The sequence below is a fragment of the Paenibacillus sp. PvP094 genome (assembly GCF_040546835.1).
Taxonomy (GTDB): Bacteria; Bacillota; Bacilli; order Paenibacillales; family Paenibacillaceae; genus Paenibacillus; species Paenibacillus illinoisensis.
The window spans coordinates 1,295,148-1,320,179 of the sequence record NZ_JBEPOM010000001.1; the positions used below are offsets into that span (position 1 = coordinate 1,295,148).

General features: G+C 49.2%; 18 protein-coding genes. 1 reads left to right on the forward strand and 17 read right to left on the reverse strand.

Annotated features, from left to right (window positions below):
• Positions 1–166 precede the first annotated feature (166 nt).
• Positions 167–3,382, reverse strand: coding sequence for a stalk domain-containing protein (locus ABIC22_RS06070; protein WP_354479351.1), 3,216 nt, complete (start codon positions 3,380–3,382; stop codon positions 167–169).
• Positions 3,383–3,675: 293 nt separating this feature from the next.
• On the opposite strand from ABIC22_RS06070, the gene ABIC22_RS06075 reads away from it, so the two are divergent.
• Complete coding sequence (locus ABIC22_RS06075; protein ID WP_354479354.1) at positions 3,676–4,644, forward strand: hypothetical protein; 969 nt, start codon at positions 3,676–3,678, stop codon at positions 4,642–4,644.
• Between the two features lie 84 nt (positions 4,645–4,728).
• On the opposite strand, the gene ABIC22_RS06080 is transcribed toward ABIC22_RS06075, so the two are convergent.
• The 16 genes from ABIC22_RS06080 to purQ all read right to left on the reverse strand — a co-directional run bounded on the left by ABIC22_RS06080 (position 4,729) and on the right by purQ (position 25,032).
• Complete coding sequence (locus tag ABIC22_RS06080) at positions 4,729–5,337, reverse strand: GNAT family N-acetyltransferase (protein ID WP_354479356.1); 609 nt, start codon at positions 5,335–5,337, stop codon at positions 4,729–4,731.
• Positions 5,337–6,629, reverse strand: a complete 1,293-nt coding sequence (gene ilvA / locus ABIC22_RS06085; protein WP_127538332.1) for a threonine ammonia-lyase IlvA — start codon at positions 6,627–6,629, stop codon at positions 5,337–5,339. The genes ABIC22_RS06080 and ilvA overlap by 1 nt, the downstream gene beginning before the upstream one ends.
• A 93-nt stretch (positions 6,630–6,722) precedes the next feature.
• Positions 6,723–7,505 carry an alpha/beta fold hydrolase gene (locus ABIC22_RS06090; RefSeq protein WP_354479359.1) on the reverse strand — a complete coding sequence of 261 codons (783 nt, stop codon included), beginning with the start codon at positions 7,503–7,505 and terminating at the stop codon, positions 6,723–6,725.
• Between the two features lie 288 nt (positions 7,506–7,793).
• Positions 7,794–10,085, reverse strand: coding sequence for a beta-glucosidase family protein (locus tag ABIC22_RS06095; RefSeq protein WP_354479362.1), 2,292 nt, complete (start codon positions 10,083–10,085; stop codon positions 7,794–7,796).
• A 229-nt stretch (positions 10,086–10,314) separates the two neighbouring features.
• On the reverse strand, positions 10,315–10,920 hold the full coding sequence (locus tag ABIC22_RS06100) for an alpha/beta hydrolase (RefSeq protein ID WP_127538587.1): 606 nt from the start codon (positions 10,918–10,920) through the stop codon (positions 10,315–10,317).
• A 14-nt stretch (positions 10,921–10,934) separates the two neighbouring features.
• Positions 10,935–11,885, reverse strand: a complete 951-nt coding sequence (locus ABIC22_RS06105) for a ring-cleaving dioxygenase (protein WP_371859966.1) — start codon at positions 11,883–11,885, stop codon at positions 10,935–10,937.
• A gap of 267 nt (positions 11,886–12,152) precedes the next feature.
• Positions 12,153–13,235: a hemolysin family protein gene (locus ABIC22_RS06110; RefSeq protein WP_354479365.1), complete on the reverse strand. Its 1,083-nt coding sequence runs from the start codon at positions 13,233–13,235 to the stop codon at positions 12,153–12,155.
• A 175-nt stretch (positions 13,236–13,410) separates the two neighbouring features.
• Positions 13,411–14,748 (reverse strand): hemolysin family protein, encoded by a 1,338-nt coding sequence (locus ABIC22_RS06115; protein ID WP_354479368.1) that lies wholly within the window; start codon positions 14,746–14,748, stop codon positions 13,411–13,413.
• 650 nt (positions 14,749–15,398) lie between these two features.
• Entirely contained in the window at positions 15,399–16,664 is a 1,266-nt protein-coding gene (purD, locus tag ABIC22_RS06120) for a phosphoribosylamine--glycine ligase (RefSeq protein WP_354479371.1), read from the reverse strand.
• Between the two features lie 119 nt (positions 16,665–16,783).
• Positions 16,784–18,331: a bifunctional phosphoribosylaminoimidazolecarboxamide formyltransferase/IMP cyclohydrolase gene (gene purH / locus ABIC22_RS06125; protein ID WP_354479374.1), complete on the reverse strand. Its 1,548-nt coding sequence runs from the start codon at positions 18,329–18,331 to the stop codon at positions 16,784–16,786.
• Positions 18,332–18,460: 129 nt separating this feature from the next.
• Positions 18,461–19,078: a phosphoribosylglycinamide formyltransferase gene (gene purN, locus ABIC22_RS06130; protein ID WP_354479377.1), complete on the reverse strand. Its 618-nt coding sequence runs from the start codon at positions 19,076–19,078 to the stop codon at positions 18,461–18,463.
• Positions 19,078–20,118, reverse strand: coding sequence for a phosphoribosylformylglycinamidine cyclo-ligase (gene purM / locus ABIC22_RS06135; protein ID WP_354479380.1), 1,041 nt, complete (start codon positions 20,116–20,118; stop codon positions 19,078–19,080). Before purM ends, purN begins: the two co-directional genes overlap by 1 nt.
• Before the next feature lie 88 nt (positions 20,119–20,206).
• Positions 20,207–20,647 (reverse strand): immunity 26/phosphotriesterase HocA family protein, encoded by a 441-nt coding sequence (locus tag ABIC22_RS06140; RefSeq protein WP_354479383.1) that lies wholly within the window; start codon positions 20,645–20,647, stop codon positions 20,207–20,209.
• A gap of 11 nt (positions 20,648–20,658) precedes the next feature.
• On the reverse strand, positions 20,659–22,137 hold the full coding sequence (purF, locus tag ABIC22_RS06145) for an amidophosphoribosyltransferase (RefSeq protein ID WP_354479386.1): 1,479 nt from the start codon (positions 22,135–22,137) through the stop codon (positions 20,659–20,661).
• Positions 22,122–24,365 (reverse strand): phosphoribosylformylglycinamidine synthase subunit PurL, encoded by a 2,244-nt coding sequence (gene purL / locus ABIC22_RS06150; protein ID WP_127538321.1) that lies wholly within the window; start codon positions 24,363–24,365, stop codon positions 22,122–22,124. The genes purF and purL overlap by 16 nt, the downstream gene beginning before the upstream one ends.
• A complete protein-coding gene (purQ, locus tag ABIC22_RS06155) occupies positions 24,343–25,032 on the reverse strand; it encodes a phosphoribosylformylglycinamidine synthase subunit PurQ (RefSeq protein WP_127538320.1) in 690 nt (229 codons plus the stop codon). Before purQ ends, purL begins: the two co-directional genes overlap by 23 nt.

The window sequence follows — 25,032 nt, forward strand, 5'->3', positions numbered from 1 at the left end:
GATCATGCCCTTCTTCCTTCTATTATCCCCCTGCTGGGGTGGGGCAAGCAACGGCCTAGAGAACCTTTTTGACGACAAGTTTTGAGCTAACTAACAAGAGAGCTCCCTTCCAATTAACTTTGGTAAGGGAGCTCTCTCATTACAATGATTCAGTTCATAAACGAAGTTAGTTTGTCGCTGAAGTGCTGGTACCCTGAGCTGAATCAGCCGAACCAGCATTGGGGTCAGTCGTTGGAACTGCCGGATCTGGAGTGGGTACCACTGGAGTAGCCTGAGCTGCATCAAGTCTAGCTGCACCGGACGGAGCAGAGAGAACACTTGTGTATAACGTCAGATCACTGGATACAGAAAGGATATAAACTTGGTAATCAGCTCCTAGTTCGATCGCCTTTCCACTTGAATCGAGCGTATCTTTGGTTAAGGAAATTTCTCCTGGAGTAACTACTTTAAAATTATTATTTGAATTTGCAGAAGGCAAATCCAGATTTTCTTGAGCTTTTACTACAAATAAACGGTATTGGCCAATCCCTTTATCGTCGGATGGTTTAGTGAAAGTAACCTTCAGGCCTGCATCCGTAGCTGTACTGGCATTCTCCACTTTCGTTATGTTTGCTGTCTGAACAGCAACAGGCTCTGCCGGTTTGGCCAGGATACTGAATTCGTTGGACGCACTGGATAGATTGGAAGCACGCGTACCACTATCGGACACCGACAAAACAAAGGCTCTGTACTTTTGGCCCACGGCAAGAGTATTACCATTAATATCAACGTGACCATTATTCAACTGAATTGGATTACCAGCATCATTTTTGGAAATTTGGACATAGGATCTAATGGCGAGAGCGGAGTTCAGGTCGAATCCAGTCACTTGACCAGATGGAACAATTAATACTCTGTAATTGGCAATGCCACTGTCTGTTGTTGGTTTGTTGAAGTTCACGGTCACATCCGACGCGTTTCCTGCTTGCCCTTGATTTTTCACCGTTACATTCACATTGCTTGCTGCCCCAACAGCCGTATTGGATGCGAGTGTAACTACATTGGAGGCCGAGGACAATGCATTAGCAAGAGAAGCATTACCATTCACCGCCATGACATACACGCGATAACCCACACCATTTACAATTGGACTACCATCCACTGTCTTCGAATTACTGTTGAAGTTCACCGTCTGATTACTTCCATTCTTGCTTACATACGTATAATAGGCACTGCCCACAGCATTTGCAGCCGACAGATTGAAGCTGGTATTCGTAGATTTCACGACAAATACCCGGTAGTGATTCACATTGGTCTCATCCGCCGATTTGGTGAACGTTACGCGCAGGTCGCGTCCGTCCTGATTATCGCCGATATCGCTTGCCGCTACGTTGCTTGGAGCAGTTATCGCTGCATTTGGACTCAATGTAATCTGTGACGAGTACGAAGACAACGCGTTCTGACTGGAGTTGCCGCTTGTGCTTACCGACAGGACGAACACACGATAAGTCACGTTATTGGAAACTCGGTACCCATTCGTATCCACCATGTTACTTGGCAGTGTAACCGACAGGTTGCCACCCGTTTTGTTCACTTGGTAGTAGTTGTTCGAAGCGTTAGCCGCGCTCAGGGTGAAGCTTCCGGCGTTACCGGAACGAACCACGTACACCCGATAGGCTGAAACTCTAGACTCATCCGATGCTCTGTTGAAAGATACCCGCAGATCCCGTCCGTCACCATAGTCACTCACATCCGAGACTGCCAGGTTATTAACAGCTCCTGCATTTCCATTCGTCGTCAATCTCAATAACGTGGATGAAGAGGATAAGGCATTGGTGTAGTTGTTTTGCTGATTGCCCACAGCCATGACGTAAATCCGGTAATCCTGTAGATTCGTTACGTTATACCCGCTTGTATCTTTCATTGATGAAGGTAACGTTGTGGTGATATTGCTGCCTGTTTTGTTCACGGTATAGTACAGGCTCGAAGACAGATTGCTTGCCGTCGTCAGATTGAAGCTGCTGGCCACCGAGTTGCGTACAACGAAGATGCGGTAGCTCGCTACCTTGGATTCGTCGGAAGACCGGTTGAAGCTCACCAGAATGTCACGGCCATCTCCATAATCCGAATTGTCTTTGACTTGAGTAATGACTGGCGCCGTTGCCGTATTGACGCCAAGTGTCAGTGAAGAGGATACGGAAGACAGCTTGTGGTCTGCAGCTGCCGCATTGGAGCTGACCGACATGATGTATACGACATAGGCGGTGCCGCTGCGAATCAATTCCCCGGACGTATCACGCGTGGAAGAGGTCAGCTGACTTTTGACCGCTGTGTTGTTCCCTTTATAGATGATTGTTGAGTTTGAGCTGGACACTTTATTCGCCGCACTCAGATTGAATGAGGAAGCATCCTTCGCTTTGACGACAAATGCACGATAATACGTAATATTCGACGTGCTGCTTGGCTGATTGAAGTTAATCTCCAGATCACGACCATCTCCGTAGTCACTGATATCAGCAATACGAAGACTGGTGACAGGCTGAACTGTGGATTTCACATTGTTTAATTTCAAAGACTGGGCAGACCATGCAAGTACATTTTTGTAACTATTGCTGCTGTTGCCCATGGTCAGGACATACAAACGATAGGTTTCACTCGTATTCAGCAGGTCTCCGTTAACGTCACGTGTCTGCGCATTCAGCGTCAATCTCGGGTTGCTGCCATTTGGGGACACCGAAGTATAATTGCCGGATGGCACAACCGAAGCCGCTGACTCGTTGAAGCTGTTCACATCACGGGTTTTCACCAGCATAATGCGATATTCGGATACAGCCTTCTCGGATGTAGGGCGCGTGAAGCTGACCGTCAGATCCCGACCATCTCCGTTACTTCCCGAAACGGATCCGTAGATGTTCCATGCCGCAGCTTTCGTGTCATCGACAGGAGGCGTGGACGTTGTTTTGATATCCACCCGCTGATTGCGGGAGTTCCAGAATACCTTCTCTCCAAATGCTTCACTCACAAAGCGAATAGGAACCATCGTGTTGCCCTTAATCGTGCTCGCAGGAACGTCCAGCAAGACTGCTTCCCCGTTAATGTAAGCTGTCTTGGAACCCAGTTTTAGTGAGACCTCTTGATCTCCGCGAGTGGCTGTAATGGTTTTGGTTTTGTTGGTATACCCCACGGTGGCATCCAGTCCTTCAAAAATGGACCGCAGCGGAACCAACACCCGTCCGGCTTTCATGACAGGCGCTTGTGCAGAAGACAGCTCGGCATCATTGATGTAGATACTGATTCTCGCTGCTGCATCGATTACTGTTGCTGGCAAGGCTGACATCAGCATGGCTGATACGGCCAGTGCGGACATGACCTTTGTAACTTGACGTCCTCCGGCTTTTTTCATATTGAATATCCCCATTCTCTTTTTAGATGATGAATTGAATTGTATTAGAGCGGATTTCACTTAATTTTATTCCTATAATTTCCTGTGCACATCTAAGACGTCTGAACCTGATCAAAAGTTTCCAATCGCTCAAAAAATATTTTCGCAGAAAAGTTCTTCCACCATCTACCTGCTAAAGGTTAAAAATAACAGAACATTTTGTCATTATTCCGAAACAACATCCGCAGAAAATTGGGTTAATGTATAAAGAATCAATCCGTTTAATTTTCAAAATTCACGGGAGGTTTACAACAATGACATCATTGTACTCATCTGCCAGACGCCAAGGGCTCCGTATGTTCATGACTGTCACAGCTGTTGCTGTATTGATGCAGACCGATGCCGCTGGGATCACGGGAATGGCTGCTGCCGCCCCCTCCGATTCCGATGCCAAAGTAACCAGCAGTAGTTCGACCGCCATTTACAACACATTTCAATCCACACTCCAAAAAAAGAACGGCTTATCCGCCGCTGACACCTATCTGGAAGCCAATATCGATAAAGTAACCACCCATCACGCGACCCTAATGGTGCTGCAGTTGGAGAATGCCCGCATCAAGGGATTAACTGCCATGACGGACCGCATGTTGGTTCCCAATGTTCAGGATAAGATGATCAAAGCATACAAGTGGAACGACAGTTTCACCCAGCTGATGGAGCGTACCAAAGACTCGGAACTCCGCGCATTGCTGAAGGAAGCCCGGGACAGCGGCTACCGCCTTGTGATGCTGGAAGGCTCCCTCTATCCGATCATGAATTATATGGCTTTTCAAAAATATAATTCGCATGTCAAACCGGATATCAAACAGTACATCAACATCATGGCGGTCGAGACAGGCAACCTGGCTGCTGAGGATGGCGCACTCATTATTGGTTATCAGGAAATTCTGAATCGGGCATTGAATCAGGAACGTTTCTTGCAGGATTATCCGAACTCTAATCGGGTCAAGCAGGTACGAACTTTGCTGAACAATTATACGCTGTATACCTTTTATGGCCTGAACAATACACCGTTGTTTGATTACGAAACCAACACCATGGTGGCGAATGCCCAAAAAGGGTACCAGGCTGTGCTGCAGCGGAATTCATCCGAGGATAGTGACTTGATGACTAAACTGGGTGCCTTCATGGACGTGGTAACCGATGCCAAATACCAGAAGACTTCCGCTGTAGAAAAGTGGCTGGATCAGAAAGTTCCAACCGGAAGCTACACCGGATTCTAAAACCATTCATCCCATTAAAAATGCATCCGCTGCAAAATAAAAAACCGCCACAGGATACGCTCCCATGGCGGTTTTTCAGTGTGATCAACCCTGCTGAATCGGCTTGATCATATGGTTATATTCATGTCCTGCAATGACAATGACATCATCCTTCGTATAGCCCTGCCGTTCATACAGCATCAAGGCACGTCCATTATCCCGTTCGACAATAAGAGCCACCCGTTCATGCCCGAGTTCCCTTCCCTGCTGCTCAAAAGCAGCCATCAGAGCCCGGCCGATCCCCTGTCCCTGATAGGATTCACTTACCGACAGCGTATCCAGATAATATTCTCCGGGACGAGTTTCTTTGATTATTGCATACTTCTTATCCTGACTGCGTCCAGGCCGATCCAGAATCGGCTGGTCCAGACGATCCGCTTCACTACCGTCGTAGGCTACGAGAATACCGGCAATGTCCTGACCATGTTCCATCACCGTTACATGGCGATAGCTGATCCGGTTGTCCTCCTGCATATAAAACTGCTTCAGAATCTGCATTGCCTGCTCGTGATTGGACTCGCCCGCCAGCGCATAAGCAATGTCTCCTATCGCCTGATAGAGCAGTGGAATGACTTGATCTGCATCCTCCCTGCGTGCTGGCCGCAGCTGGAGATGGGGTTCATTGCTGCCCGCTTGCTTCATCCGATTACTCATCAGATTAACATGTTGAAGAGATTCAGATTTTTGTTCAGCTCAGTATAGGCAATGCCTTTGCGATTCATGCGTTCAATCAGAGGCTGATAGTCTTCCTTGTACATTAACTCAATGCCTACCAAGGCAGGGCCGTTCTCTTTATCATGCTTCTTCGTATATTCAAACCGGGTTATATCGTCATTCGGTCCGAGCACTTCCTCCAGGAATTCACGCAATGCACCTGCGCGCTGCGGGAAATTCACCATGAAGTAATATTTCAGACCTTCATAGATCAGGGAACGTTCCTTAATCTCCTGCATCCGGTCGATGTCGTTGTTACCGCCGCTTATTACGCAGACTACAGTCTTGCCCACAATTTGCTCACGGTATTGCTCCAATGCAGCAACAGCCAATGAACCGGCGGGTTCAACCACGATTGCATTTTCATTGTACAGCTCCAGGATGGTCGTACAAGCCTTGCCCTCTGGCACCTTCACGATGTCATCCAGCGTGCTGCTGCAAATGTTGTAGGTCAAGTCTCCTACCCGCTTCACTGCAGCTCCATCCACGAATTTATCGATATCATCAAGCGTCACAACCTGTTTGCGGAACATGGCCTCACTCATGGAAGCAGCGCCGAGAGGCTCCACACCAATGATGCGCGTTTCCGGGCTGACCGTCTTCATGTAGGTTCCGACGCCAGCAGCGAGACCACCGCCGCCAATGGTAACAAATACATAATCTGCATCCTCATCAAGGCTTTCCATGATCTCCATCGCAACCGTACCATTACCCGCAATAATTTTGGGTTGGTCAAACGGATGAATGAACGTCATACCCTGTTCGTCACATGCACGCATGGCTTCTGCATACGCATCATCATACGTATCCCCGATCAGTACCACTTCTACATTGCTGCCGCCGAAGCGTCGTACCTGTTTGACCTTTTGATTCGGTGTCGTGCTCGGCATGAAGATTTTGCCGTGTATTCCGAGGGCGTTACAGGAAAAGGCAACACCCTGTGCATGGTTCCCTGCGCTTGCGCAGACAATGCCCTTCTCCATTTCAGCCGGAGTCAGACTGCGGATCATATTGTAGGCACCCCGAATTTTGAAAGAGCGCACCACTTGCAGATCTTCCCGCTTGAGATACACATTGCAATTATATTTGGTCGACAATACAGCATCCCGCTGCAGAGGCGTTCTGACAATAACTTCACGCAGCACGTGATGTGCACGTACGATATCTTCCATGCCAACACCGGCATGGCCGGAATTTTTATTTTCCGTTGATTCTTGTTCCACTGGTTTCATCTCTTCTCCACACTCCGCTTTGTCTTGGTTGGCAATGCAAGCATTGCTTTTTCTGTTATTGTATCACTTTTGACCTAAGCTTGCGCCAAGGCCTCAACGATTTGCCATTCGCAAAATTTCATCAATAATAATCTGCGGGTCAGTAAAAGTAACCATATGGCCCGATTGACCTGCTTCGATCCAATGTCCGTTCGCGAGCCCTTGGGCTGACTTGCGGTGAGCCGATACAATAGCAGGTCTAATTTTATGCTCTCCCTGTCCTGCCTTAGTGCCAGAAATAATCCGGACTTCGAGATTTCCCAGCTCAGGAGGAGTATTCCGCAATGAGGCCAAATCATCCAAAAACGCCACCGATTCAGCAGCCATGGTACGTGCTGCCTGTACAGTGAAGTCTTCCTCTCGGTGATCTCGTGCAACATCGTCCGGTTGAACCTGGCCCGGCTTGCTGCCCATTTTTCGATACAGCCCTGTACGTGCCATCCAAGGAAGTAGGAAACGGTTCAAGCCAAAACTGATTCTGGCCATAGAGGAAAAATACAATTCACAGTTCTCGTCGGATGGATCGACCAGTATCAGTCCTCTAATGCGAGACAGATCCGCAGCTGCCGCAGCTCTGACGACTGGCCCTCCCCAGCTGTGTCCCACCAGAATGAAAGGGCCTGGCCCAAGTTCAGTCAGCAGATCGCCCAGATCCTCTGCAAGCCTGCGGAGAGTCCGCTGCTCCGTGTCGGCCTCACTCCTTCCCAACCCGGAACGATCATAGACCACAGACTGTGTATGTTCGGCCACTTGAGGCGCCACGAGTCCCCACGCCGATCTGGAAAAGCCCATGCCTGATTCAAAAACAACGATGGGGTGACCGGTTCCCTTCGACATATAATGAAGCTTGCGGCCATCTCGTGTGTGGATAAATGCACTTGAACCATACGAATGATTGGAATGAATAGCTGGTCCCCTCCTGCCCTGTTTACGAACGTTGTCATTTCTAGTCCTATCGCTCTAAATGAAAATGATTATCAATTACTTAAGTATAGGATAATTTCTCCTGTAAAAGCAAACCAAAAACCCGATCCATTCAAGGATCGGGCTCATTATAAACTGGAGAATAAGTCGATTGTATCAACTACCTATTACATTTCACTTACTTACGATATCATTCGTGTGCTACGCCCTGATTCCATGATCTTTGCTGTTCAACTGATCCAGCAATTGATTCATGGCTTCTTCACTCATCGCTCCCCCACTGAAAGCGACCAGGGCACGCAGCGGCATATATTTCATCATGGCAGCCATCATATCCGCATGCTCACCCGCATCATCTCCACCCATGCCGCTGGCTTCCTGGAATTGCTGCATGGCTTGTTCCAACAGCTTTTTGTTAGCCGGGTCGCGCTGAATGTCGCCGAGCGTGCTATTACGCGTGTATGTGGGAATGAACGTTGCCGTGGACTCCACTTTAACACGTTTAACCAGATGAATGTCCTTGGAAGAACTGCCCACTTGAATATCAAACTCTCCAGTCTCTACGTGCCAGTCTTTCATATCCACATTGTAATAAGCAAACGACCGTTTGTTTAACGTAAAGCAAACCACCTCGGAAGCTCCCGGCTCCAGCTCCACTTTGGCAAATGCCTTCAGTTCCTTCACCGGACGAATCACCGTGCTTTCCACATCACGGATGTACAGCTGCACGACTTCTTTGCCCGCTCTGTCTCCGGTATTGGTAACTTTCACGCGCACTTCAATTTCATCCTGGTCTGTCAGTTCATTCCGGTCCACCGCTAGATCGGTATATTCGAATGTCGTATAGCTCAGTCCATAGCCAAATGGAAATAACGGCTCGATCTGTTTCTTGTCATAGTATCGGTAACCTACAAAAATACCTTCCTTGTAGTCTACCCGATCTCCTTCACCTGGGAAGTTGAGGAAAGATGGATTATGGCTCAGTTGTTCCGGGAACGTCTCAGCCAGTTTGCCAGAAGGATTCACCTCGCCGTACAACAGGTCAGCAATTGCTCCCCCAACAGCCTGCCCGCCCAGATAAGCTTCGAGTACAGCCTTTACTTGTGGCAGCCAAGGCATTTCCACTGGTGAACCATTGCTGAGCACGACAACGATACGTGACTGAACCTTGGCCACCTCTTCAATCAGGCGGATATGATTATCCGGCAAACGCAGATGGGAGCGGTCATACCCTTCGGATTCGTAGCGGTCAGGCAAACCGACAAAAACGACTGCTGTATCCGCAGCCTGTGCAGCCTGAACCGCTTCTGCCATAAGCTGATCATCGATATCATCCGCTTCAATGCGGTAACCAGGGGCATAAGAGATCTTGCTCTCCGTTCCTGCAACCCGGGTCACCTCTTCCACAATATCATCGACTTGGGTCGGATTGATGTGGGAGCTTCCTCCACCCTGAAAGCGCGGTTTGCGGGCAAAGGCTCCAATCAGCGCAAGCTTGCCTTCACGTTTCAACGGGAGCAGCTGATCTTCATTTTTTAGCAATACCATACTCTCTGATGCTACTTTACGGGCAAGCTGATGGTGCTCGTCCTTATTGTAGGTAGCGCCCTTACGCTGCTGATCCGCTGCCTTGAAGATGAGGGTAAGCAGACGTTCTACCGCCCGGTCCAGCTTCTCCAAGGATAGCTTGCCGTTCTCAACTGCTTGGATTATCTTGCCCTCTCCGATCCCACCACTTGCAGGCATTTCAAGCTCCAACCCTGCTGAAAGTGCATCTGCACGCTCATTCACAGCACCCCAGTCAGACACAACGAGTCCCTCATGTCCCCATTCTTCCTTCAGAATATCGGTGAGCAGCCACTCATGTTCACCTGCATATGTACCATTCACCTTGTTGTAGGAGCACATCACCGTCCAGGGCTGACCATCCTTCACCGCACCTTCGAAACTGGCAAGGTAGATCTCTCGGAGCGTGCGCTCATCCACCACCGCATCAATGGACATACGCCGCTCCTCCTGGTTGTTTACTGCAAAGTGTTTCAGCGATGTGCCCACACCCTGACTCTGCACACCCTGGATATGGCCGGTTGCCATGCGCGTAGACAAAAGCGGATCCTCGGAAAAGTATTCAAAATTCCGGCCGCCCAGTGGCGAACGCTTAATATTAACACCGGGTCCCAGCAATACGCCTACTTCTTCGGCCTGACACTCTTCACCCAGCGCCACTCCGACCTGGCGCGCCAGTTCAATATCCCAAGAGCTCGCCAAGCCTGCTGCGGATGGGAAGCAGGTCGCTGGCACACTTGACGTCAAGCCCAGATGATCCGCGCTTCCATCCTGTTTCCGCAGGCCATGCGGCCCGTCTGTCACCATGATGGATGGGATACCGAGACGCTCCACCCCTTTCAAATGCCAAAAGTCCAGTCCTGAGCACATGCCTGCTTTTTCTTCCAGTGTCATCTGCTGTACCAGTTCCTTGATGTTTCGTTCCATAATAACCCCTCCAGTTCATGATGGTGCTTAAGTGCTATAGTAACTAAGCATACAAGCTTATGTAGTAAGCATTCAAATGATTACCCGGTTAGTAACGTTTACATAACACTTGTAATTCATTCGGGTAGATCAACAAAAAAGGGACAGCCCGATCCTTTCAGATCAAGCAGTCCCTTGTCTTGCCGATATAGTCTGACTCCGGATTCATTACCCAGATCCAATATCAGGTTTACGCCTGAGCTTTAAACCAGGCTGCCGCAGCCAATGCCTCGGTACGGGTCAGTTGATGTCCCTGACGCTCCCAGTGGGTTTTCACATCTGCGCCTGCACCACTAAGAAGTGAAGCCAGTTCTTCCGTTTCCCGTTTCGGCACAATCGGATCGTTCTCTCCTGCACCGATGAAGACAGGCAGTCCTTTCAGATCAGGCAGTTCCAGTCCGCGCAGCGGTACCATAGGATGATGCAAAATTGCGCCTTTGAACACATCTGCCTGGTGGAACATCAAACTAGCCGCAATATTGGCACCATTGGAGTAACCGAGTGCGTAAACATTACCACGATCGAATCCGTACTCCGCAGCCGCTGCATCCACAAATGCACCCAGCTCCGCTGTCCGTGCAATCAGATCCTCTTCGTCAAACACCCCTTCGGCCAAGCGGCGGAAGAAACGGGGCATCCCGTTCTCCGACACGTTACCGCGTACACCCAGCATGCCTGCTCCTGGCGCAATCAATTCGCCAAGACCAACCAGATCATTCTCGGTTCCACCTGTCCCGTGAAGCAGCAGCAGCGTTGGGGAATCCGGCTGTGCACCTGCTTTATAAATATGTTTCATCGTATTGGTTGTGATCATGATTTGGACTCTCCTTTCCATTCACGTACTTCAATGGGTGGCAGCAATTTTTCAATCTGTTCACGCTGTGGTTCATACCATTCAGGCAGCATCAGTTTCTCTCCCATGCTCTCCTGAGGTTCATCGCGTGCAAATCCCGGAGGATCGGTAGCCAGTTCGAACAATATGCCCCCTGGTTCCCGGAAATACACGGCATTGAAGTACTGACGGTCGATTACAGGGGTTGGATGGTAGCCTGCTTTCTCCAGATCGCGCTGCATTTGCTCATGCTCTGTATAGTCTTTTGCACGCCATGCAATGTGGTGCACCGTACCTGCTCCGCCAATGCCCCGCTGGAATCCGGTAGATTGAACGTCGATGATCTGCCCGATGTCACCAGTCGCACGAAGGCGAATCAATCCATTCTCTTCCCCTACCTGTTCCAGGCCGAGCATGGAAACCAGCACGTCGGTGGTTTTCTCAGGAACTTGGCTGAACAAAACTGCGCCGCCAAAACCTTTGATAGCATGCTCAGGAGTTACCCCGTTGAATGTCCATTTACTTGGCTGGCCCTCTTCACGTTCAACCAGTTCAAGCAGCAGGCCGCCTTTGTCGAAAAAGCGAATATATTGCTCACCGAATCTGGTTTTATTTTCAAACGGAATATCGAAGGAAGCGAGACGTTCTTTCCAGAATGGCAGACTTCCTACCGGAATCGCATATACGGTTACCCCAGTCTGTCCGGAACCAATGACACCTCTCATGGCATTTTGGTGTGGGAAGAAGGTGATGATTGTACCTGGCGCCCCATCCTCATTTCCGTAATACAGATGGTACACATCCGGTGCATCGAAGTTAATTGTTTTTTTCACCAGTCTCAGGGCCAATACCCCTGCGTAAAAATCAACATTTTTCTGTGCGTCATCTACAAAAGCCGTTACGTGATGGATACCTGAAGTTCTGAACATAATCTCCACTCCCTTGGTTTTAATTTTATAATGGTTGAATTTAGCGGTTTGTTATTCATTGGTGTTTGTGCGTTTGTTGTTTTTTATTTATCTTTAATTTAAGATTCTTTAAATTCATATTAATCCATTACTGTTCTAATTGCAAGCTTTTTGTTTTAAAATTAAGATTGTTTCATCGTTGATGTTGCTAACTCCTGATTAGCAGAAAAGAGCAATACAAAAACAGGTCTCCGAATGAATCGGAAACCTGTTTTTCTTAAGTCTACTTTAAGTCAATTTCAATCGTTTGGGCGGATTCACCAGATCCCTATGCTCGTATTCATCCTTGATATCCCCAACGATTTCCTCCAGAATGTCCTCCATCGTAACCAAACCAATGGCAGCACCCTCATCATTATTCACAATGGCCATATGCACACGACTCTGCTGCATTTGGATCAGAACATCCTTGATCGGGGACTTCTCCGAAAATCCAGGCATATCATGAATGTAGGCATCCATGCTGAACGATCTTCCTGCAGCCACACTGGTCAGCATTTCTTTTGTATTAATGAAGCCGATAAAGCGAGCCGCATCCCCGTTCGCAATGACCGGATATCTCGTATACTCATGCCGATTCAGCACTTCGATAACCTGATCGAGCGGCATTTCCTTATTCAGCGTAACGATTTTTTCTTTGCGAATCATAATCTCCTGCAGCAGACGCTCATCAAACGCAAAAATGTTTTTCAGATAGTCCAGCTCGGTCTGATTGATCTCCCCGCTCTCATAACTCTGGGCTACAATCAGCTTCAGCTCCTCTTCGGAGTGGACGGTATCGTGTCCGGCAGGCTTGATGCCAAAGATTCCGAGCAGCACCCGTGCAGCACCATTTAGCGCATAGATGAACGGATTCATGATCTTACCAAACCAGTACAGCGGTGGTGCAAGTAAAAGCGTCATTCTCTCTGCAAATTGGATCGCCAGCGTTTTGGGTGCGAGCTCACCAATAACCACATGCAGGAACGTAATGATCGCCAAGGCAATCCCGTAGGATAATACCGTCGACACGGCTGTCGGCACTTCAAGTCGCTCGAACAGCGGATGAAGCATTTTTTCAACCGTCGGTTCACCCAAAGCCCCCAGAACGAGAGCCGTAATTGTGATCCCCAGTTGGCATGCCGACAGGTAATAGTCCAGATTGTGTGCGACTTTCTTGGCCATGACCGCTTTTTTGTTGCCTTCCGAAATCAGCTGATCAATTCGTGACATCCGCACTTTCAGAATGGCGAATTCAGCGCCGACGAAGAAGGCGGTAAGCCCTATAAATACGGCTACCAAAAATAAATTCAATGCTATTATTCCGTCCAATGATTTCCCTCGAGTGAGGGATTCACCTCCAAGTTGAACATTTTAATTTTTATTTTAGATGACTACTAAATGATTTACCGGGTGGCTGTTTCGGTTACGGATCGTTCTTTCGATCGCTGTTGTCTCCCCTACACTACTACGCAGAAATATTATCAAAAATGCAAAGCAGATTTAGTTAGGCCAGATCGCTTGTAGCTTCCTCCACTGAGGCTGTGTTCACGCGCTCAAGCAGGACCTGCTTGATCTGATAATTTTCGGTATCCACTACGGTCCAGACATAATCACCGTGGACAACCGTATCACCATTTTCCACACGCACACCCTTCTGGAACTGAATCCAGCCGGCGACGGTGTCCATCTCCTCATTCCCTTCGAAGATCAATCCGAACTGCCGCTCCACTTCGTCCAGAAGCACTCGGCCGTTAATCAGATATTGATTCTCTCCGGTCTCCTGAATGTCAGCCACTTCATCGGCATCAAATTCGTCACGGATCTCACCAACAAGCTCCTCCAGAATATCTTCCATCGTCAGAATACCCGAAGTACCGCCATATTCATCCACTACCACAGCCATATGCACGCGTTCCTGCTGCATCTTAATCATGGCATCCTGGATACGTGTAATCTCTGAAACAAATGGAATCTCACGGACAAAGTCGGCAAGTTGGTATTGCTTCTGGGCTACCATATCCGGCAGTATCTTTTTGACATTGACCATGCCGACAATGCGGTCCTTATCCCCTTCCTCAATGACTGGATAACGGGAATAGTTATGCTCATCAAGCACGGGGATGATATCGTCGTAAGTCATTCCCTGGTCCAATGTGACAAGTTCCGTCCGCGGAACCATGATATCTTTTGCAACCCGTTCATCAAACACAAACACATTTTCCAAGTAAGACAACTTGGTTTGATTCGTCTCGTCGCCTTCATAACTTTGGTTCATGATGATTTTGATCTCATCCTCAGAATAGGCCTGGTCATGTCCTGCAGGCTTCACACCGAACATCCGCAGAAGGACGCGGGATGCACCATTGAGTGCCCAGATGAAAGGGTACATGATCTTTCCGAACCAGTATAGCGATGGCGAGAGCATCAGCGTCAATTTTTCCGAAAATTGAATCGCCATGGTTTTAGGTGCCATCTCACCTACAACCACGTGAAGGAACGTCACAAGGATAAAGGCAATCGCATAGGAGGCAACCGACGAAATGGCCGGTGAAATATTCAGGTACTCAAATACCGGATATAACAGCCTCTCGACAGTCGGCTTACCTAATGCACCAAGTCCTAGAGCCGTTACCGTAATACCAAGCTGACAGGCAGACAGATAGTAATCCAGATCGGAAACGACCTTCTTGGCGAGTACTGCCTTTTTGTTACCTTCGGCAACCAGTTGATCCACTCTTGATGTACGAATCTTAACAACCGCAAATTCGGATGCCACAAAAAAAGCAGTCAAAGCAATCAAGAGCACAAGTAATGCTAAATTCAAGATGGTAATTATGTCCAATGATTTCCCCGATTCTCAGGGATTCACCTCCAGAAATAGTTACAGCAGCGCTCGTTAACCCCGTTAACGGCTGCACAGCTGATTGTAGTTAAATTGGGCGTATGCATATATAAAATCGAATTCAATAATGACGAGATTGCTATATGCTGCACACAGACCTTGTAAGTTGCAAAACAGGAATTCAGGATGAAGTCAATCACATTAAGAAACCACTTCACTATAATTAGGGCTAACCCTCATGCTGTCAGATTGTTTCTCCGATTTACTCCACCTTAATTCTCCATTTGGACAGTTTACAATATCGCCTTCCCAATAGATATCCACCTCCCCTCTTGTTCATTCCTGTTTCAGAAAAGTATAACATGTTCCGAATCAAACCATCCAGTTGTACGTCATGGTTTGGATTATCTTGCACGTAAATTCATGAATATTTTGTTCACAAATGGCTTAATTCATGTAATAAGTTACTTATATACCTAACAAAGCTATGTATAGAATAGACCTGTTTTATATCACTACTACCCTTGGAGTTATCCAGCTGAAACATATTTCTAACAGAATGATCCAGCGTAAAAAAAGGCCCACCCGATGAATGCCATGCTTCAATCTGAAGGCATTCCTCGGGCGGACCCATATTTCATAATAACTAATTACACTAAAGCTTTGGCAGCAATGTCAGATCGTTGATGCTTGCCTTCGAAGCGGATACGTTCCGCCTCTGCATAAGCCTTGTTTCTAGCTTCGGCAATATCGGCGCCAAGACCCACAACCCCAAGAATACGTCCACCATTCGTGACCCATTCTCCGGATTCGCTGCGCGCCGTTCCTGCGTGGAAGACGACAGCATCGCTGACCTGATCCAGACCTTCGATGGCTACGCCTTTTGCATACGGCCCCGGATATCCTCCCGATGCCAGGACCACGCATACAGCAGACTCTTCGCTCCACTCAATTTCCATGTCCGCCAGTTTGCCATGCACGGTGGCCCAGAAAATGTCGAGCAGATCGGTTTTGAGGCGCGGCAGTACAACCTGTGTCTCAGGATCACCAAAACGAGCATTGAATTCAATTGTTTTCGGTTTGCCGTCTGGTGAGATCATGAGCCCGGCAAACAGTACGCCGCGGAATGGACGTCCTTCGGACACCATGGCTTTGGCCGTTGGCTTGATAATGGTTTCAACAGCCTCTTCAATAATTGAATTCGGAATATGTGGGAGTGGTGAATATGTACCCATACCACCTGTGTTAGGCCCCTTGTCATCGTCGTAGACTGGCTTGTGATCCTGTGCAGCGGCCATCGGACGAACGGTCTCGCCGTCGACAAATGCCAGAATGGACATCTCCTGCCCTGCCAGAAACTCTTCAATAATTACTTTGGCTCCTGCTTCCCCGAAGACTTTCTCCACCATAATACTGCGTAGTGCCTGATTCGCTTCCTCGCGGGAATAAGCGACCGTTACACCTTTACCGGCTGCCAGGCCATCGGCCTTGATGACCACGGGAATTGCCTGTGCATCAAGATAAGCCTGAGCCTGCTCGTAATTGTCGAATTTCTCATAGGCTGCCGTTGGGATGTTGTACTTGTGCAGCAGATCCTTCATGAATGTTTTGCTTCCTTCGATCTCTGCTGCATTGCGACGCGGTCCAAAGACCGGAATGCCTGTGGAATCAAATGCATCCACAATCCCGTCTGCCAGCGGATCATCCGGACCAATGACCACCAGATCCACCTTGAGTTCCACGGCAAGAGCCTTTAATTTATCGAATTCATTCACTGCCACCGGGTGACATTCGGCAAGCTGTGCAATGCCTGCATTTCCTGGCGCACAGTGAATCTTGCCCGCCTTCGGACTTTTCGCCAATGCCCAGATAATCGCATGCTCCCGGCCGCCGCCGCCTACTACCAGAATATCCATTCGTTCCGTTCCCCCTCATGAATTCCAGAATTCGCTCATTAATCATTTAATGTGCTGAAAATGAGGATGAACAAGCCTATTCGCTTGTTCATCGACGTGTGAAGCTTTGATTTCGATTCTTAGTGTTTGAAATGGCGAACGCCTGTGAAGACCATGGCAATACCATAATCATTCGCTACTTTAATGGACTCTTCATCCTTAATGGAACCCCCTGGTTGGATAACAGCTGTAATTCCAGCCTTAGCTGCCAGTTCCAGTGTATCCCCCATCGGGAAGAATGCATCCGATGCGAGAATAGCACCCTTTGCTTGCTCGCCAGCTTGTTCAATGGCAATTTTGGCTGCACCAACGCGGTTCATTTGTCCAGCGCCCACACCTACGGTCATGTCATTCGCTGCAAGCACGATCGCATTGGATTTCACGTGCTTAACTACTTTCCAGCCAAAGAGGAGCTGTTTCAATTCTTCTTCGGAAGGTGCACGATCTGTAACGACTTTCAGTTCACTCGCTTCAATGGAATGCACATCGCTCTGTTGTACGATCATGCCGCCGTCGATAGAAGTCACCGCGAATTGGCTCGCCCGGTCACGAGCTGCATTCAATTCACCCGTTTTGAGCAAACGAATGTTTTTCTTCTTCGTCAGGATATCCAGTGCCTCTTGCGTAAAATCAGGAGCCAGCACGATTTCCAGGAAAATCTCGCTCAGTTTGGCAGCTGTGTCGCTGTCGATTATGCGGTTCGCTGCCACAATGCCACCGAAGATGGATGTTGGATCCGCAGCATATGCTTTGCTGTAGGCTTCATAGATGCTTTCACCAATGCCCACGCCGCAAGGGTTCATGTGCTTAACCGCCACAACAGCAGGCTCTACAAATTCCTTGACGATCTGCAACGCTGCGTTTGCATCGTTGATGTTATTGTAAGACAGCTCTTTGCCGTGCAGTTGCTCGGCTGTTGTCAACGTATCTTGAGCAGCAAGCGGTTTACGATAGAATGCCGCTTGTTGATGCGGATTTTCGCCGTAGCGCAAATCCTGGATTTTTTCGTAAGTCACCGTCAAACGCTCTGGCAGTGGATCACCATTCAGGTTGGAGAGATAATCAGAGATAACTGCATCGTAAGCCGCCGTATGACGGAAAACTTTTGCCGCAAGCCGTTTACGTGTTTCCAGCGTGGTATCCCCACTGCTGCGCACTTCCTCCAGCACTTTGCCATAGTCTGCCGTGTCGACAACAACACTAACAAAAGCATGGTTCTTGGCCGCAGAACGAAGCATGGTAGGACCACCGATATCGATGTTCTCAATCGCATCTTCATAGGTTACATCCGGCTTCGCAATGGTGTCCTGGAATGGGTACAGGTTTACGACTACCAGGTCGATATAATCCAGTCCATTCTCTTCCATCTGGCGTTTATGATCTTCACTGTCACGTACAGCCAGCAAACCGCCATGAACGGCTGGATGCAGCGTTTTGACACGTCCGTCCATAATTTCCGGGAATCCAGTCACATCCGAGATCCCGATCACAGGTACGCCTTCCTTCGACAACAGGCTGCTTGTACCTCCTGTCGAAATAATCTCCACTCCCATTTGCGACAGCTCGCGGCAAAAGTCCACGATGCCTGTTTTATCCCACACACTGACCAAAGCTCTTTTGATACTCACAATATGCTCCTCCTTTAATGTCCCATAGCCCCGCGTTTCATGACGAAACACAGCCGATTTATTTCCCGAGAAATATCACAAAATGCGTACCAAGTTTCGACGATTCCTATGCTATAAGCTGAATGAATGCTAATCCGCTTTCCGAACTGTAACCTGACGGCCCTCCAGCTGAACCAATCCTTGAGCAAACCAGGAAACGACCTCCGGATACAGCTGCTGTTCCGCTGCATGAATGGAACGGCTGATCGATTCTGCCGTATCCTCAGGCAGAATCGGCACAGGATGCTGGGCAATGATAGGCCCCGTATCCATGCCACCATCCACGAAGTGTACGGTTACCCCGGTAATTTTCACGCCGTACTCCAATGCCTGTCCGATTGCATCCTTACCTGCAAATGCGGGCAGCAAGGATGGATGGATGTTAATCAGCCGTCCGGCATACCGATCCACTACGACTGAAGTCAGCAGTCTCATATATCCGGCAAGAACAACCAAGTCAATGTTTTTGGATTCAAGCACTTCCACGATCTCAGCCTCGTAGGCCTCGCGGGAATCGTAATTTTTCGGAGTGAACAGATGGCAATCCACGCCTGCATCCTTGGCCCGCTGCACAACACGTGCAGCAGGTTTGTCACACACCAGCAAGTCTACGGACGCATCCAGTTCTCCGTTTTTCGCTGCATCCACCAATGCCTGAAAGTTCGACCCTTCACCAGAGGCAAATACGGCAATCCGGTAGTTCGCCATTAAACATCCGCTCCCGTGAAGGTTACCCGCGCATCTCCTTCAGTCACACGTCCAATGATGTACGCTTCTTCACCAGAAGCTTTCAGCTGTTCCAGAGCTTCACTTGCTTCTGCTTCGTTCACGACAAGCACAAGTCCGATTCCCATGTTAAACGTGGTGAACATATCCCGGTTCGAGACCGACCCTTTTTGCTGCAGCAGGTTGAAGATCGGCAGGATTGGCCATGAGCCGTAATCGATATCTACATTGACGCTGCTCGGCAGCATCCGTGGGATATTCTCGATAAAGCCGCCACCCGTTATGTGTGCCATGCCTTTGACGTTGACCTTTTCCAGCAGGGACAGAAGTGGTTTCACATAGATTTTTGTCGGTTCCAGCAGTGCATCACCCAGCTTGCCGCCCAGTTCAGATACTTCCTCATGCAGATCCAGCCCAGCTTCCTCCAGCAAAAGTCTGCGGACCAGCGAGAATCCATTGCTGTGTACACCACTGGAAGCCAGTCCAATTACCGTGTCACCTGGAGAGATGGTCGTGCCGTTGATGATTTTGGCTTTATCCACGATTCCCACGGTAAATCCGGCAATATCGTATTCCCCTTCACTATACATGCCCGGCATTTCTGCCGTTTCTCCGCCAATCAGCGCACATCCGGACTGGTGACATCCTTCAGCGATACCAGCAACGATGGCTTCGATCTTCTCAGGGATGACTTTGTCACATGCCAGGTAATCGAGGAAAAAGAGCGGCTCCGCACCCTGCACCACAATGTCGTTCACACACATTGCCACAGCGTCGATTCCAATGGTATCGTGACGGTCCATGGCAAACGCGATTTTCAGCTTGGTTCCTACACCGTCAGTGCCGGAAACGAGCACCGGCTCATCATATTTGTCTTTGTTCAAACCGAACAGGGCTCCAAATCCGCCCAGATCTGTCATCACTTCCGGACGGAAGGTACGCTTCACGTGTTTTTTCATCCGTTCAACCGCTTCATTACCTGCCGCGATATCGACGCCGGCCTTTTTATATGCTTCTGACACTACCATCGCACCCTTCGTATCTTATATAAATTGAGCTGGTAATTGACACTCAACACTTCAATGTCCATATTTAGTTAGTCCAACTCATTTATGATTGGCCCATTTCTAACAGATAGTTCTGCACCAACTCAAATCCAGCTGCACCCAATGTAATGTACAGGCTGTACTCTGCTGGTGGAATCATTCGAATGAATTCGTCTCCGTCATACAAACTCCCGGCGCACTGGAATACTTGCAGTTCCTTCTTCGCAGGTGTCAGCGGGAGGTTACCGATAATTCTCCATGTTCCATCTCTCAGAAATGCTGGTGAGGTGAAGATCACGCGGCTCTTGCGCTGCATGTACGAATAGACAAGAAACTCGCGATCTTCCAAACTTAAGGTTTCGTCACGCTGAATGCTCATCACGCCGAACGAAAACGCCTTTTTGAAGCGGCCTCGCAGCGCACATACAATCTGACACACGGCAAACCGTCCGTCATGCATCGGGATCAGAAATATATCACCCTCATTATAGCTTTTCCTTCCCATAAGCCTGTCTCCTAACAGCTGCAGCCAAATTTCTCTTCGCCACCGAAGTCAAGGTTGGTTGGATAATCATTATCGAAGCAAGCGAGGCACAGCCCGCCTTTGTAATCATCCTGGTTATCTCCGTGAATGGATGCAATCAGTCCATCGGGACTGAGGAACGCCAGAGAGTCCGCGTTGATCTCACGGCAGATCTCCTCCACCGACAGCTGCGAGGCAATAAGCTCACGGCTGTCAGGCGTATCAATGCCGTAGAAACATGGATTTTTGAATGGAGGCGATGTAATACGTACATGCACCTCGGTTGCTCCGGCATCTCGCAGCATGTTCACAATCCGGCGTGAGGTGGTGCCCCGTACAATGGAATCATCAATCATAACAACACGTTTGCCTTCAACCACACGGCGCACGGCACTCAGCTTCATCTTCACGCCCTGCTCACGCAATTCCTGACTAGGCTGGATAAATGTACGTCCGGTGTATTTATTCTTAATCATGCCCATCTCGTAAGGAATACCGGTTTGCTCAGCATATCCAATTGCCGCGGAAATACTGGAGTCCGGTACGCCTGTTACCAGATCGGCATCCACAAAAGATTCAATCGCCATGCGTCCACCCATTCGCTTCCGGGCAGCATGCTGGTTGGCCCCGTTCATGTCACTATCCGGACGGGCAAAATAAATATATTCCATCGCACATAGTGCCTTGCGGTGTTTGTGATGATCGAAGCGATCCTCGTGCAGACCATCTGCGTCGAGCACCAGCAGTTCACCAGGTTCAATATCGCGAATCAATTCTGCGCCGATCGTTTCCAGTGCACACGTCTCGGATGCAAACAGGTATGCATCTCCGAGCTTGCCCATCGTCAGCGGACGCAGACCGTGCGGATCAGAAGCCACCAGCAGCTTGTCGTTGGTCATAATCAGAAATGCATAACCGCCCACAATACGTTGGAAGGCATCTTTTGCTGCTTCCACCAAACCCTTCGATGAACGTGCAATCAAATGCGCAATAACTTCCGTATCGCTGGTTGTCTGGAAGATCGACCCGCTCTGCTCCAGCTCACGGCGAATCGTTGGTGCATTCACGATATTCCCGTTTGTGGCAACGGCCAGATCCCCGTCACGATACTTGAAAACCAGGGGTTGTGCATTGGTCAGTTTACTGTCGCCGCTCGTGGAATACCGAACGTGACCGATGGAAATATCACCAGACAAGGTCTGCATCAGGTCTTTGGTGAAGACTTCCTTCACCAGACCCATACCACGATGGTAGTTAAACTGGGTACCATCACTCACACACATGCCTGCACTTTCTTCGCCCCGATGTTGAAGCGCATGCAGTCCATAATAGGAGAGCGAAGCAGCATCAGGGTGTCTGAACACCCCGAATACGCCACATTCCTCCTTTAATTTATCGAGTCCTTCCTTACCGGACCCTTCGTTATAATAATCGCCTGTCCACCACTGTCCTGTCGTCAGTTCATGAGACATGGAATCGCATCCTCCCAGACCTGAGCCAAACCTCCTACGGGTTCGTTCACGGCTGATGTTCCGTTCAATTCGATCGTCAAGTTGCTTCCTTCCACACGTCCAATAACAGCTACGGGTACACCGCGCTCACGTACAAATGCTTCAAGTTTGCCTGCTTGCTCCGGCGAAGCGGACAGCAGAATGCGGGATTGGCTCTCACTGAAGAGTGCATGATCCGCACGCAGTGCAGTTTCCACATTCACCTGTGCACCAACGTTGCCGCTGATGCAGGATTCAGCCAAAGCTACTGCCAATCCGCCCTCAGACAAGTCATGTGCCGAGCGAACAAGTCCGGATTGGATAGCTTCCAGCACGGTGCTGAGCAATGCTTTCTCCGTGTTCAGATCAAGCTGCGGCGGACGGCCTTCCGTTTTGCCATGAACCGCGTATTGCAGCTCGCTACCGCCCAGCTCCGCTTTGGTCTCACCGAGGAGGATGATCACATCGCCTTCGGATTTGAATCCCTGTGTCGTGATATGATCCGTATCATGAACGAGACCTACCATACCGACTACTGGCGTTGGATAGATTGAGCCTTTGGCGTTTTCGTTATAAAGACTCACGTTACCACCAATAACCGGCGTATCCAGTACGCGGCAAGCTTCTGCCATACCGTCAACGGCTTTTTCCATCTGCCAGAAAATGTCCGGCTTCTCCGGGTTACCGAAGTTCAGGTTGTCCGTAATCGCCAGTGGCTCCGCACCAGAACATACAATGTTACGAGCCGCTTCACTAACTGCAATGCGGCCACCCACTTCAGGATCCAGATATACATAACGTCCGTTACAGTCCGTTGTCATCGCCAGACCTTTGCGTGTTCCGCGAATTGTTACCACCGCAGCATCCGAACCCGGACGAACGGCTGTACTTGTACGAACCATGTAGTCGTATTGATCGTAAACCCACTTTTTGCTTGCTACCGTTGGCGAAGCCAATACCTGTTTCAACGCACCGCCGAGATCCGACACTTCATCGTAACGCAGGGTGTCGATTGAAGCGCTTTGCTCGTAGTAAGCCGGTACAGAAGATGGCTTGTTGTACACTGGACATTCATCGACCAATGCCTTCACTGGCATATCCCCAACCACTTCGCCGTGATGGTACAGCTTCAGGCGTCCGTCATCAGTAACTTTACCGACTTTTGCACAGATGACGCCCCAACGTTCGAAGATCTCCATTGCTTGCGCCTCATCCTTCGGCTCAACCACGAACAGCATCCGTTCCTGAGACTCGGACAGCATCATCTCATAAGGCGTCATGCCTTCTTCGCGCTGTGGTACCTGATCCAGATACAGTTCCAGGCCGTTACCTGCTTTACTTGCCATCTCTGCACTGGAGCAAGTCAGGCCAGCTGCACCCATATCCTGAATACCAAGTACGATACCCGTGTCGATCAGTTCAAGGCAGGACTCCATGACGAGCTTTTCCATGAACGGGTCGCCGACTTGAACTGCTGTCTTCTTGGATTCGGATTCTTCCGTCAATTCTACCGATGCAAACGTTGCACCGTGAATTCCATCACGGCCCGTTGGAGGACCAACATAGTACACTGGATTTCCTACGCCTTTGGCTACTCCGCGCTGGATTTTGTCATGATCGATCAAGCCTACACACATGGCATTAACGAGTGGATTGCCTTCATAACTTTCGTCGAACATCACTTCACCGGCTACCGTTGGAATCCCGATACAGTTACCATATCCGGCAATACCGGATACGACATGTTCAAACAGGTATTTCACGCGGTCGCTCTCCAATTTCCCGAAACGAAGCGAGTTCAGCAGGGCTACCGGTCTTGCACCCATGGAGAAAATATCACGGATGATACCGCCCACGCCTGTTGCTGCCCCTTGATAAGGTTCTACAGCGGAAGGGTGGTTATGGCTTTCAATTTTGAAAACAACAGCCTGGTTGTCGCCAATGTCAACGATCCCGGCACCTTCACCTGGTCCCATCAGGACACGCGGTCCACTGGTTGGGAAACGGCGCAACAGCGGCTTGGAGTTTTTGTATGCACAGTGCTCGGACCACATAACGCTAAATACACCGATTTCCGTGTAGTTCGGCTTGCGTCCCATGAATTCACAGATCAGCTCATACTCGCTGTCCGACACGCCCATTTGTGCGTAAAGTTTATGTTCTGCGACCTGTTCTGCCGTCGGTTCCTTAGCGGATAGCTGCTGCGTCATGTCGATCCCTCCATGCTTTCAAAATAGATGTAAACATACGTTTGCCGTCTTCCGAGCCCAGCAATGAATCCACCGCGCGCTCCGGATGCGGCATCATGCCGACCACGTTTCCACCCTCATTACAGATTCCTGCGATATCGCCCAGGGAACCATTCGGGTTGCTGCCGTACGTAAATACGATCTGGTTGTTCGCCTGCAAGCTCGCGAGCGTCTCTTCATCACAGTAATAATTACCTTCACCGTGAGCAATCGGAATGATAATCTCTTCCCCAGGTGCATAGTCACGTGTAAATGGTGTTTCTGCATTCGTTACTTTCAATACCGTATCGTGACAACGGAATTTCAGTGACATATTGCGAATCAACGCACCAGGAAGCAATCCGGCTTCAGTCAGAATCTGGAATCCGTTGCAAATCCCAAGAATATATTTGCCTTGTTCAGCAGCTTTGGCTACCTCATTCATTACAGGTGCGAAGCGGGAAATCGCCCCACAACGCAAGTAGTCTCCATAGGAGAAACCACCCGGAACCAGGATACAGTCATACGCCGAAAGATCCGTTGCCGTGTGCCATACATAATCAACCTCTTGCCCAATGGCATCTTCCACTGCCTTATAACAGTCAATGTCGCAGTTGGAGCCAGGAAACACAAGAACTGCAAATTTCAT